The sequence below is a fragment of the Nostoc paludosum FACHB-159 genome, from assembly GCF_014698835.1.
Classification (GTDB): Bacteria; Cyanobacteriota; Cyanobacteriia; order Cyanobacteriales; family Nostocaceae; genus Nostoc; species Nostoc paludosum.
In genome coordinates this window covers 94735-107710 of sequence record NZ_JACJTU010000021.1, presented here as the reverse complement: position 1 = coordinate 107710, position 12976 = coordinate 94735, and the positions used below count along the sequence as shown (strand labels likewise).

The window sequence follows — 12976 nt, the reverse complement described above, 5'->3', positions numbered from 1 at the left end:
ATCAAAAAACCTCTAAGAGGTTTTACTACGCAAAATCGTCCTTCTTGGACTCGCAGATAAACTTGAACTAAAGTTAAAGGCAGGGAGAGCTTCGTCGAACTCACGTTATATTACTGTCATAAATTTCCATAACCGACAGTAAACTGTGTCAAAAATCCAAATAGTATACTGATAGTACTTGAACTTATATCGATAGTGAGTTTTTTTTATGCCTACAAGCCCTTTGCGTGAAGAACCTCGTAATCAGCGAGCGCCTGTCATTCGCACAAGTAATGAATTTATTCTTTTGGAATGGCTAAAGTCAAGTGGTCGTCTCATAGAACGCGAACATCAAGAATCTGATTATTTAGGTGAAATAGAAGAAATATCAGAAATGATAGATCTAGATGATATTCCTTACGATCATGATGATGATGATGTTGAGCTAGATTTAGAAGGTTAATGCTGCTTTGGGCAATTTCTAATTCTTAATTACCATACCCAGACATTTCTTTGATTCCAAATCAATAGTTTATGTATCTGAAGTACAGATAATTTGTAGGGTAGCACAGCTGTGCTACCCTACTTTAAATATAATTCAATACAGTTCAGTTAAGCATTTCTGGCATTGCTGAATCTAGGGATGATTTTTACCTCACGCAAAGGCGCAAAGGCGCAAAGAATCTACCTTTAGCCTTCGTCAAAAATCTTAATTCATCCCGCATTTATGCAACGCCGCATTTCTTTGTTCTCTCTGTGTCCTCTGCGCCTCTGTGGTTCGTTAAAAAAATTGACTTTGGCAAAAGGTTTTAGTCTTAACTGAACCGTATTGAAATATAATTCAGAAATAAAATCGGCTTTCTACCAAGGGTTGAAAGTTAGATTGCGTACTTAAGTTTCCTTGAAATACTGTGTATTTTGTAAATATAATTGATGTAGAAAATTTATTACTATTAGTAATAGTAACAAGATAATAGATAAACTAGAAACATGAGTTTTAAATTCTGAATTCTACTTTAGTAATAGATAAAATAATTGCCCATTACTAACTGTGACGCCAGCACGATCGCCTGGGATTTTACCAGTACCTAAAAAATAATCGACTCTACCTGCACCTTTAATTGCGCCTCCGGTATCTTGGTCGAGAACATAGCGGCTAATAATCCGTTCTTCCATGCTTCCGGTAGAATTAACAAAGGGAATAGAAGCACGAATTAATGCTAAAGCACCAGGGGGCATGAGGGATTTATCTGTAGCAATAGAACGCTCTGCTGTTAGTGGTACATTGATGGAACCTTGGGCTGGTTCGCCGTGATTTTCTTGAAAAAAAACAAAGCTGCGATCGCGGGGAATATAAATATTTAATTCTTGGGGATGTTTTTGGAAATAATCGAGAATAATTGGCATAGTCATACCTTCTAATGGTAATTTGCCATCATTCGCTAATTCTCGACCAACGCTTTTGTAATTATAACCAGTATTACCTGCATAACCTATGCTTGTTTGAGTTCCATCAGTGAGTTGAAGTTTAGCTGAACCTTGAATTTGAACCATATATGGTTCGAGGCGATCGCGGAACCAAAATAATTCTAAACCTCGCAATTTACCCTTTGCACCTTGTAAGCCATCTGCTCCTTCTAATTGTAAACGTGTAGGATGAGGTTTAGGCCAGGAGTTGATATCAGGAGGTAATCGATAAACAGGATAGCGATATTCTGCTGTGGGGACGCGACTAGCGGCGTAAAGTGGTTCGTAATAGGCGGTGAATAAAACAGCACCTTTGTTATCTTTTCCAACTGATTGATAATAAATAAATTCTCTTTCTATGGCTTGATGTAACTCCGTTGGAGAATTTGTTTTTAAGAGAATTTCGCGGAATCTTTGTAAACTTTTGAGTACGCGATCGCGACTAATTCCACTCACTTGATAGTTTTGGTAAGCACTTGCAGCTGCTTGAGTTTGTAGGTATTGTAAACTGCGATCGATAGCTGTTAATAATGCTTTTTTATCTGATACTTTTCCATACAGAACTTCATCTACACAAGAAGCATCATCTTCACAACAAGTAACTGGTGTTCTTTGAATTAATACTGGTTTTGCCTGTTGTACAGGTGCATTTTGTTTTTCACTAGTCAACGGCATTGGTATATCCCACTTTTTCACTCGACATTCTGGCGGACTGAGTTCTGGATTTGCCAAAGATTGCATCCTCAACAAAGAAATTGACAGAACTACAAGTACGCTGATAGCGATAAAGTTGTGAAACTTTCCTAATTCAGCAAATATTTTTTTCATGAAAATGCAAATGTTTAATCAATTCAATTAAAAATGTCATTCTTGGAGACATTGCAATGCAACGTCTCTACATCTACTTCGATGGGAAAAAATCGGGCTATGTGAAGTATGACCACGGATTTGCTAACAATAGCATTTAAAAATTCAGGATTATAAGCCATCAAGCTTAATCGCATAAACCATTAGTTTTGATAGCTTGCGAAAGTTCCTATTCAGCAAATTAACCAATGCCCAATGCCCCATGCCCAATGCCCAATGCCCCATGCCCATTACCTATTCATTCATATTCCGGTAAGTAGCCACCGCTGAAGGCGATATCCGGTTTAAATATCGGAATATCCAGTATTTGAAAATCGTATCTAAAATCACCGGGAATGTGGCAATAAATAAGAAGATAAAATCTCGATTTGCAGGTAATCCCCAATGGCGGGATACACCTTCTAAAAGCACTTCCCAGCCGTGGGGAGAGTGGAAACCGACAAATATATCGGTAAACAAAATGATAATAAATGCCTTAGCACTGTCACTAAGTCCATAAACAATATGATCGAAGAAATCTTTCAGCACAGCAATAGAAGACTTGCTCGTTACCATCAGCCAGATAAAAGCAACCACAGAAAACATATCAGCAAAAACATTTTTGATCGCATTAGAGCTTTCTCGGCGAAATTCTTCAGCAATCTCTGTAGCCTTATCTTTTAGCTCTATTTCTATATGCTCAGGCGACAATTGAGGTGCATTACTAATTAGATTTTCAAACTTGATTCTTTCTTCAAATCTTTGTAGTTCTCCCAAGGCTTCTTCTTCCATCTCATAATTCAGGAATACCTGGGCTTGTTCAGTAGTTCTCAATCTATCAACAGCTGGGCCTACTACAAAAGCTTTTGCTATTTGATGCGTTAAAAGTGGTACTATAATTAAGAGCAAAATAAATCTGATAGATATTATTGTTCTTCTTTGAGCTTGACGGAAACTTTGAATTACTTCTTCTTCAGAATTAGGGTCTAATTCAACTTGCAAACGACTGATAGTACTTAAAATTGAACGGGGTAAAACACCCATTGTATCAGTTTTGCCCTTTGGTTTTTTATCCGATTTATTCTCCACATCTTTAGTTGATATCTTCGGCGGTAACGCTGGAGTAATTGCTGAGTCAACTGGTGGAGTTAGAGGTTTTACTAATACAACTTGAGAAGATATTGGTTCGGGAATTGTTGTGTATTTAGATATGACTCCATCGATAAAATTGAGCCTTTCTAAAACGAAAGAAGGACTGAGGAATTCTATGCCTGCTTTATCAGCAGCTTTGTGATTTTCTTCATTGAGAAACCAGCGGCTTGCTCTAAACTCTGTTAGGCGCATTTTGGCAGTTTTTAATAGCTTGTTTAAGTCTGACTCAAAATAATCCATGACGCTGTTACTGTACATGGCTGAGCCAGTGTCTATTTTATTACCATTAAAATGTTTATCTTCTATTTCCTTGATCTTTAATGCTGCATCGTAAGCCCCATTTAAAGAACGTTCAGGAGTCTGTAAGTACCATCGATAAGCAGCAAGTAGGAAAGAATAGATTTTTTGACTAAAAACAGAGTTTTTCATTGCAGACAATCATCCAGCATTATTTGGTGATTCTTAACCTTAAGTTAACGCACGAGGTATACTAACAAATCTACAAGGAGAAAATTTGTGGTTTCTCATTCGATTTGGATTGTTGGCACCAGCCGCAGTGGTAAGACAACTCGCTTAGTAGAGCAATTTTGTAGTTGGGTAAAATCTAAAAATACGTATAATGACTCATTTTATACTAAAAATCAAGGACGTGAAAAAGGTGATAATGTCTCCAAATTTTTATATCTTAAGCCAACAGAACCAGGAGTTTTAGTCTTAGCTGCTAATGATGATAATCGTCGAGAATTAGGAGATAAAATTGTTACATCTACATTGGGAAAATATCCGGTTCGTGGGAAGACACCGCTGGGGTTTTTTCAGGATGAAGTTATTTTATTTTGGCCATTGCTAATCAATTCATTGAACCTCAAGGCGCAGTTTCCGGTGAGATTGCGGCCAGAAACCGAACAAGAGTTAGCAACTAAACTGTGGCGTTCCCAATTAGACGAAGAAATTTTACGTCTTGCGGGTGTGAATGAGTCTCGTTTGGTGCGTCGCATCTTAGATTTATTTCAATTAGCGGCTTATAGTGGTACACCTTGTGAAGATATTGCCCAGATTTTGGCTAGGGGTTTGGGGGAAAATAATACGAATTTAGAGCCGGAATTTTTGGCATCTTTGCTGTTAGATTGGCGTAGCTGGTGTTTAGAGAGAGGATTACTAACTTATGGGATGATTACTGAACTTTATAGCCAGCATTTGTTAAGCGATCGCAATTACCAAAAGCACTTAACAAAACGCTATCAAGCAATACTGGCGGATGATGTCGATGATTATCCTGGGGTAGCGCGTCTGTTGTTTGAGTTGCTCCTAGACGAAGGCGCAGTTGGGGCGTTTAGCTATAATCCCGATGGTGCAGTGCGGTTGGGATTGGGAGCAGACCCAAACTACCTCGAAGGTTTAGCAGAGCGTTGCCGAGTAGAAACCTTAACCGGGCCGCCTCCAGAGTCACTAGGACAACAACTAGCTACACAAATGGTGGAATTAGTCACAGAGTCCGTAATGCCATTGAGTTTACCTGAAATCGTACACTCAATTCAAACCACCTCCCGCGCCCAATTATTGCGGCTCACCGCACAAGTCATTGCCAATGCCATCCAATCAGGGCAAGTGGAACCAGAAGAAGTAGCCATCATAGCACCAGGTTTGGATGCGATCGCTCGTTATACCTTAGTAGAAATCCTCGTCAAGCAAAACATCCGAGTAGAATCGCTTAACGACCAACGTCCATTAATTAGTTCGCCAGTGATTCGGGCATTGCTCACCATGCTGGCACTAGTTTATCCCGGCTTAGGACGCCTTGTAGACCGGGATGCTGTGGCAGAAATGCTGGTTGTGTTGAGCAGAAAACAACAACCATTAGAAAGCACAGACGCCATGAATCGCGTTTCTACGGACGGGATGAATCGTTTTTCTACAGACGCCATGAATCGCGTCTCTACAGATATTGACCCGGTACGCGCTGGTTTAATAGCAGATTACTGCTTTGTACCCCATCCTGACCGACCCAATTTGCTACCAGTATCAGCCTTCGAGCGTTGGGATAGAATCGGCTATGCAGCTACCACAGCTTATAACGAGATATTACAGTGGTTAGAACAACAGCGATCGCAACAAGAACAACGTTTAATTCCCAGCCCCATTTCCCTTTTAGATAGGGCAATTCAACGTTTTTTGTGGAATGGTAGCAATCTTCCCTACGAACAACTAGCAGCATTGCGGGAATTACTAGAAACCGCCCAACACTACTGGGAAATTGAAACAAGGTTACGACAAGCATCTTCTGGAAGAGTAGGGGAAGAGGACGGGGGGACATGGGGACGTGGGGACGCGGCGAAAGAACTCTCCGTGTCGCCGCGTCTCCCAGTCTCCGTGTCCTCTTCATCTCCCTCAGTCGCCACTATTGTAGAATTCATTCAACTACTGCGCCGTGGTACCATCACCGCCAACCCCTACCCGGTGCGTCCCATTGGTGGAGCCAGAAAAGCTGTGACTTTAGCAACTATATTTCAATATCGAGCTAGTAGGCGATCGCACCGCTGGCATTTTTGGCTGGATGCTGGTTCACCTCTATGGGCTAAAGGCGGTGCGGCGACATTGTTCGGTGCGCCATTTTTCCTACAAGACAGATTAGGCGAACCTTGGACAGCAGAAGATGAAAAAGTAGCAGAACAACAGCGACTACGCAGGATTTTAGCAGATTTGCTCTCTCGTGTATCTAAGAGAGTTTATTTGTGTCACAGCGATTTAGCCGTCAATGGACAAGAGCAACTAGGGCCATTGTTACCCTTAGTAAATGCTTGTGTCACAGTTATTTCTGAAACTAGCGAAACGGGCGGTTAGAAACCGCGTCTACACAAAAGACTTCTTGCAGAAGTCGGGGAAAGGGAAAGGGGGAAAGGTTTGGTATTTTCCTTTCCCCTTTTCCCACAAGAGTGCAAAAGTGTTTTTTGCAAGAGACTCCATGAACACAATTCACAACGAAGGAATGAAAATATTTCTTTCCTAGTCACCAGTCCCCAGTCCCTATTTTCAAGGCAGGTCTAAATCAAAGCTACCGATCTTGGGTTTCAAACCCTTAATTTGACCTTAGTCCGCGGAGGCGGACTTTGCCTTTGTAGCCGTGAATTCTATTCGCCAGAGCTTAAGTTGACTGCCCTACTCATCACTTTTAATTATCAATTTAACAAACAAAAATATTTGTTTCTCTTAGGCAAACTTCCTAGAATATTCGGGGGTGAAATCAACCAACCGACAAATAGGTTGAGTTTCGCTTTCTAGTCTCAAGCAAAAAGTTTGTGGCGGGGGAAGCAATTTGAACATCCTAGAATTTTCTTTATTAGTATGGTTCGGCTCATTTCTGGCCGGATTTTTAGGGGCACTAACTGGGTTAGGCGGTGGAGTAGTAATTGTCCCCTTTTTAACATTAGTATTTGGGGTTGATATTCATTATGCGATCGGTGCTTCACTAGTATCTGTAATTGCGACATCTAGTGGAGCCGCATCTGCTTACGTCAAAGAAGGCTACACAAATGTGCGGCTAGGGATGTTTCTAGAAGTAGCAACAACCTTTGGGGCAATTTTTGGGGCAATTGTGGCAGCTAAAATTTCCACAGGAACGCTTGCTGTTGTGTTTGGAATCGTTTTACTCTATTCCGCTTACTTGTCTCGACAAAACCCACCCGAACACCTCAACAATTTGCCGCCAAATTCTTTAGCAATTCGTCTTCAACTCAATGGTACTTATCCCACTCCCACAGGGGAAGAATCTTATCACGTGCGTGGAGTACCTTTCGGGTTTGCATTGATGTTTGTAGCTGGTGTACTTTCAGGATTGCTTGGTATTGGTTCCGGAGCGCTCAAAGTGCTGGCAATGGATCGAATTATGCATATTCCCTTTAAAGTATCAACCACCACCAGCAATTTCATGATTGGAGTGACGGCGGCGGCTAGTGCTGGTATATATCTCAACCGGGGTTACATTGACCCTGGATTAGCAATGCCTGTGATGTTAGGAGTATTATTTGGTGCTTTATTGGGAGCGCGGGTATTAGTTAGAGCCAGAGTCAAACTTTTGCGAAATATTTTCAGCGTTGTAATTTTGGTGCTAGCGGTGGAAATGATTTACAAAGGTGTAACAGGGAGACTTTAAAAATGGCGAAAAGTAGGCGTAGTAAATCTGAGCACCGCTTTGAGAAATTTCTGGGCAACCTATTAAGAATTGGTGTGATTATTGCCACCGCTTTGGTTTTGATAGGTGGAATTTTGTATTTAATTCGCCACGGTACTGAAGCTCCCAATTATCAGTTTTTTCGGGGAGAACTACCCGAATTTCGTAGTCCATCAGGCGTAATGACATCTATTGCATCCGGTCGTCGCCGTGGAATTATTCAACTTGGACTGTTAGTCTTAATTGCCACTCCAGTTATCAGAGTAGCCTGTTCATTATTAGCCTATGTGCAACAACGAGATTTTACTTATATTATTATGACTTCAATTGTCTTGCTTGGACTTTTATACAGTCTGATTGGAGGCTATATATAGCAATTCTAAATCATTCACGAGCAAAATTTATTGCCTATTTCCTCTTGCCTCTTAATACAAATTTCGTGACTGTGGTTGAGTTGGAACAGGAAAACGAACAGGCACTTTATTACGCCATAGAATTAAAGGAATACAGAAAAGTCCCAAAATAATTACTACTCCAGTCATGAACCAAACAATTAATCGATTTGGTTTGTAATTACTGCGTTCAATTTGCCAAAAAACTTGATTGTATCGCCACGCAGCTAAGACAATTGTGACAATTCCAGAAATTACCAAAGCCAGTCCCAAATTTTCTGAATTGGTTAATGAATTTACTGGTGTTTCTTGTTGAGTAATAGCAACATTAAGCTGGCGCAAAAATATACCAAATCTAGCAATAGCAATTCCAAAACTAATTAATGCAATAGAAGTGCGTAGCCAAGCTAAAAAAGTTCGTTCGTTGGCTTGATGTTCCCTTTGACGGTCAATTTTCGGTATTTTATCCATAATTCCATTTTGGATTTTAGATTTTGGATTTTGGAGTGAGAATTTATCGAACAGAATAAAGTCGTCAGTCGTCAGAATTCAGCAATGTTTTTTGACCGAAAAAGCGGATAGCCTAGCGTAAAGCCCTAGTTCACTGCTACCCCTAAAGTAAGGATTGTGAGAATACGCCAAGCGATCGCCAAAATCTTTACAATATTAAATAAGGTAAAGATGTATATTCAGAGTCAAAATCAATGGCACTATTTGGATTTGGCAAAAAACAAAATATGCCCACGCCTGAGGAAGCTTTGCCAGGAAGGGCGCAGTCTATGTCAGTACCCACTGCTCATTATGTCAACAAAAATCCCCTAAAATCTCCTTTTCCTGATGGATTAGAGAAAGCGGTGTTTGGCTTGGGCTGTTTTTGGGGTGCAGAACGTAAATTCTGGCAACTTAAAGGAGTTTACACCACCGCAGTGGGTTACGCTGCCGGTTTCACTCCCAACCCTACCTATGAAGAAGTGTGTAGTGGAAGAACCGGTCACAACGAAGTAGTTTTGGTTGTGTTCGATCCGAAAGTGATTAGTTATTCCGAACTGCTGAAAGTCTTCTGGGAAAGCCATAATCCCACCCAAGGAATGCGCCAAGGCAACGATGTTGGCACTCAGTACCGTTCGGGAATTTATGTATACTCTGAAACTCAAAAGCAGCTAGCACAAGCATCGCTAGAAGCTTATCAACAAGCCTTGAACAAGGCAGGCTATGGCAAGATTACCACAGAAATCTTGGATGCCCCTGAGTTCTACTATGCTGAAGCCTACCATCAGCAATACCTAGCAAAAAATCCCAACGGCTATTGCGGTTTGGGAGGAACAAACGTTTCTTGTCCTATAGGTGTAGTTGAATCCCAAGCGATTGGGTAATGGGGGCTGGGGGGACTGGGGACTGGGGACTGGGGAGACAAGGGGACTGGGGACTGGGGAGACAAGGGGACAAGGAGGGTAATTCTTAACTCCTCACTCCTAACTCCTCACTCCTAACTCCCAATCCCCCATGCCCACTAAAATGCAGATTTAATCAAAGCGATCGCTCTTAGCCACAACATAATACTAATGGGCGCACCAATTAAAATACCAGCGATCGCCCAGCCCCTTTGATGTGCTTTAAAGTGTTCAATATTGCGCCACTGTCTACTTTTCCAAGCCCATTCGTTGCCTTTAGCACCAAGGGCGATCGCCATTACCCACCAACCGTGAGGTATAAAACAGAACAATCCATACCACACTTGGTTAGTCCACATCCATAACCAAGGCATGAGAAATGCGCCCCAATTCCAACCAAGAATTTCCTCTGGGACTGTTTCATTGTGATTGTTGATACCGCATCCAGAGTTGTTGATAATTTCTTTTGGCGGTAAAAGCTGATATTTGTTTGCAGATTTGACAACCAGACCAGATTTGAGGGCTTGCAGCGCTTGGCGAGCAGTAGTAAAACGTTGTTCTGGTGCAGGTTCTATCAATTTTTCTAGCCAACTGATAAAACTGGGACTGAGGTTCACGCGATCTGCAAATTGCAATCGTAAATCCTGCTGGGGTAAATCAGATGGGGGGATACCAGTTAGCAGATGAATTAAAGTCGCCCCCAAGGCATAAAGATCTGAAGCCGCTACCGCACGTCCACCAAATTGTTCCATTGGGGCATAACCATAAGTACCGACAACGGTGAAAGTAACGCCTTCTTTTGCTGCTTTATCTTGAACTGCGCCGAAATCAACTAAATAAATTCGATTATCTTCACCCCAGATTAAATTACTTGGTTTAATATCTCGGTGCAATACGCCTGGATTTAACTCATGTAGATACGTAAGAATATTTAATACTTCAACAGCAATTTTTTTAGCTCGTTTTTCACTAAACCTTTTGCCACTGGCAAGTTTATCCTTGAGTGACTCACCAGGGATGTATTCTTGGATTAAACCAAACCAGAGGGTGCGATCGTCAATACAAAAATAATCTATATACTGGGGAATTCGGGGATGATTTAGCTGTTTGAGAATTTGTGCTTCCCTCTCAAAAAGCTTCAAATCGTCCCACTGCACAGTACCCCCAAAAGCCAAAAGTTTGACCACAACACTAGAGTTCTCGCCATCATCAGCTTGTAAATCCAATGCTAGCCAAGTTTGGCGAATTCCATTGTTGCCGAGTTGGCGTTGAATTTGATAACGGTCTTGTAATATCTGTTTTACTTGCAGCATCTGACACCTGCTGGCAATTTACGCTAATCTCATTCCCTTACTATTCAAGGATAATCATTATCTCGAAAAACTGTCGGAATCTGATTATTAAGGTAGGTTATTTTCGCTATTGCCTATTGCCTGTCCAAAGGGCTTGATCATTTTACAGAATAATTCTTCCAATAATAAGCTTGATATTCCGCAGACAACAGAGGTTCCCACCAATCACGATGAGTGAGATACCATTCAACAGTTAAACGCAAACCTTCAGCAATTGTGACTGAAGGCGTCCAACCAAGTTGAGTTTTAATCTTATTCGCATTAATGGCATATCTTCTATCGTGTCCGGGTCTATCCTTGACAAAAGTAATTAACTGGCTTGCTGGACGCACAGGCAAATCAGATGCCAATTCATCCATCATTTGACATAAAAGTTCCACAAGTTTAATATTTTCTACCTCATTATTGCCGCCAATATTGTATGTTTCCCCTGGCTTTCCGCGATTAATTACTACATCTAAAGCACGACAATGATCGCCCACATAAAGCCAATCTCGGACATTTTTACCATCCCCATAAACAGGTAATGGTTTACCAATTAAAGTGTTGATACACATTAAGGGAAGCAGCTTTTCTGGAAACTGATAGGAACCATAATTATTGGAACAATTTGTAATAATTGTCGGCAGATTATATGTATGATAATAAGCACGCACTAAGTGGTCGCTACCAGCTTTGGAAGCTGAATAGGGACTATTGGGAGCGTAGGGCGTAGTTTCAGAAAAAGCTGCATCATCTGGGCCTAAACTACCGTAGACTTCATCAGTAGAAACGTGCAAGAAACGATAATCAGATGGCTGTGCTTTTGTCTGCCAATGTTGGCGAAAAGCTTCAAGAAGAGTGAAAGTTCCTACCACATTAGTTTGCACAAAAGCACCAGGGCCGAGAATCGAGCGATCGACATGAGACTCAGCAGCAAAATGGGCAATGGTGTCAATATTTTCCGTTGATAATAACTCATCGACAAGGGGGCGATCGCAAATATCCCCTTGCACAAACCGAAAATTCTCCCTTCCCTCAACCGGCGTCAAATTCAAACGATTTCCCGCATAAGTTAGAGCATCCAACACCACCACCCGGTCATCTGGATAAGCTTGACACCAATGATGTACAAAATTTGCCCCAATAAACCCCGCACCCCCCGTCACCAATAATCGCCGACTCATCCAATTTCCTCTCTTCTCTGTTGCGGTTTGTTTATTTAAACTGAAAATATTTTTTTCTCAGCTTACCATATATCCTCTGTGCCCGTAATTTAGCCATACGAATTTTCGTCAAACTTTTAATATTAGATGGCTGCTGTATTTTGTGGTCAAAAAATGTATTTAATTCATCTAAAATCACTTGCAAGCGCTTAATAATATTTTCAGTTCGATACTCAGCAAAAAAATCTTCATTTAATGTAAACACTACTGAAGAATCAAGCGCTTTTAGAATACGTTGCACATCATATTCTTGTGAATATCCAGCGATTTTATAGCAATTAAATCCAGGATCTAAGTAATCTGATAATCCACCATTAACACTAGAAAATACTTGACATCCACAGGCAAGGGCTTCCATTGGTTGCAGGCCAAATCCTTCACTAACACCTTGTTGTGTCCAATACTCAGCAGAATCGTAGAGGTAAACCTTAGCTCGGTTAAATAGTCCAGGTAAATCCTCGACATAGGAATCGACAACGAAAACATTACAATGCTTTTGTAACCCTGGAATCAACTCTTTGATTAAATACTCAGAAGATTTCCGAGCCTGAACTAAAACATCAATATCTCGTTCTAAGCCGAAATTTTTAAACTCATCAGAAATTTGATTGGGCAAATAATAAATCAAAGAATTGGGTGATTTTTCTCCCCAATATCCCATTGTATAGCGACTAACAGTAACAATCGGAATACTTGCTGGTAGCTTAAATGGGTAACCTGGGCTATGTGCGTGGTAAACAACATTGTATTGCTTCAGTTTAGGGACAAGTTGAGGTACATCAAATCCCCAATTAATTACAAAAATCACATCATTGAGATTTTTTTCTTGGAGTAAATCATCAATGAATTGCTTACCTTTTTCCCGTTGACGATAAGTTACAACATCAGCACTACAAATCTGCTGAACCAGATTGACTGTTTTCAATTCCGCCCAAAGACCACCGCAAGCAAATTTGCCATCTGTACCAGGAAGTAAGAAGTAAAGTTTTCTCATCAGTTTTTTAGGGAAGTGGAGAGTGGGGAG

General features: G+C 40.9%; 11 protein-coding genes. 5 read left to right on the top strand and 6 right to left on the bottom strand.

Going from position 1 to position 12976, the window contains the following annotated elements; genetic code table 11:
- Nucleotides 1-208 precede the first annotated feature (208 nt).
- A complete protein-coding gene (locus H6H03_RS21360; RefSeq protein ID WP_190957089.1) occupies nucleotides 209-442 on the top strand; it encodes a DUF3134 domain-containing protein in 234 nt (77 codons plus the stop codon).
- A gap of 548 nt (nucleotides 443-990) precedes the next feature.
- Here H6H03_RS21360 and mltA read toward each other — a convergent pair.
- Nucleotides 991-2274 carry a murein transglycosylase A gene (gene mltA / locus H6H03_RS21355; protein WP_190957088.1) on the bottom strand — a complete coding sequence of 428 codons (1284 nt, stop codon included), beginning with the start codon at nucleotides 2272-2274 and terminating at the stop codon, nucleotides 991-993.
- A 273-nt stretch (nucleotides 2275-2547) separates the two neighbouring features.
- Nucleotides 2548-3882, bottom strand: a complete 1335-nt coding sequence (locus H6H03_RS21350; protein ID WP_190957087.1) for a proton extrusion protein PcxA — start codon at nucleotides 3880-3882, stop codon at nucleotides 2548-2550.
- 78 nt (nucleotides 3883-3960) lie between these two features.
- Between H6H03_RS21350 and H6H03_RS21345 the strand changes: the two genes are divergently transcribed.
- From H6H03_RS21345 to H6H03_RS21335, 3 genes are all read left to right on the top strand, one after another.
- Nucleotides 3961-6285, top strand: a complete 2325-nt coding sequence (locus H6H03_RS21345; RefSeq protein ID WP_190957086.1) for a recombinase family protein — start codon at nucleotides 3961-3963, stop codon at nucleotides 6283-6285.
- Nucleotides 6286-6757: 472 nt separating this feature from the next.
- Nucleotides 6758-7594, top strand: a complete 837-nt coding sequence (locus tag H6H03_RS21340) for a sulfite exporter TauE/SafE family protein (RefSeq protein ID WP_190957085.1) — start codon at nucleotides 6758-6760, stop codon at nucleotides 7592-7594.
- A gap of 2 nt (nucleotides 7595-7596) precedes the next feature.
- On the top strand, nucleotides 7597-7986 hold the full coding sequence (locus H6H03_RS21335) for a DUF1634 domain-containing protein (protein ID WP_190957084.1): 390 nt from the start codon (nucleotides 7597-7599) through the stop codon (nucleotides 7984-7986).
- A gap of 51 nt (nucleotides 7987-8037) precedes the next feature.
- On the opposite strand, the gene H6H03_RS21330 is transcribed toward H6H03_RS21335, so the two are convergent.
- On the bottom strand, nucleotides 8038-8475 hold the full coding sequence (locus tag H6H03_RS21330) for a YidH family protein (RefSeq protein WP_190957083.1): 438 nt from the start codon (nucleotides 8473-8475) through the stop codon (nucleotides 8038-8040).
- A gap of 233 nt (nucleotides 8476-8708) precedes the next feature.
- On the opposite strand from H6H03_RS21330, the gene msrA reads away from it, so the two are divergent.
- Complete coding sequence (gene msrA, locus H6H03_RS21325) at nucleotides 8709-9377, top strand: peptide-methionine (S)-S-oxide reductase MsrA (protein WP_190957082.1); 669 nt, start codon at nucleotides 8709-8711, stop codon at nucleotides 9375-9377.
- A gap of 137 nt (nucleotides 9378-9514) precedes the next feature.
- On the opposite strand, the gene H6H03_RS21320 is transcribed toward msrA, so the two are convergent.
- The 3 genes from H6H03_RS21320 to H6H03_RS21310 all read right to left on the bottom strand — a co-directional run bounded on the left by H6H03_RS21320 (nucleotide 9515) and on the right by H6H03_RS21310 (nucleotide 12946).
- Nucleotides 9515-10708 carry a serine/threonine protein kinase gene (locus tag H6H03_RS21320; protein WP_190957081.1) on the bottom strand — a complete coding sequence of 398 codons (1194 nt, stop codon included), beginning with the start codon at nucleotides 10706-10708 and terminating at the stop codon, nucleotides 9515-9517.
- Between the two features lie 137 nt (nucleotides 10709-10845).
- A complete protein-coding gene (rfbB, locus tag H6H03_RS21315; RefSeq protein ID WP_190957080.1) occupies nucleotides 10846-11913 on the bottom strand; it encodes a dTDP-glucose 4,6-dehydratase in 1068 nt (355 codons plus the stop codon).
- Between the two features lie 31 nt (nucleotides 11914-11944).
- A complete protein-coding gene (locus tag H6H03_RS21310) occupies nucleotides 11945-12946 on the bottom strand; it encodes a glycosyltransferase (protein ID WP_190957079.1) in 1002 nt (333 codons plus the stop codon).
- Nucleotides 12947-12976 lie beyond the last annotated feature (30 nt).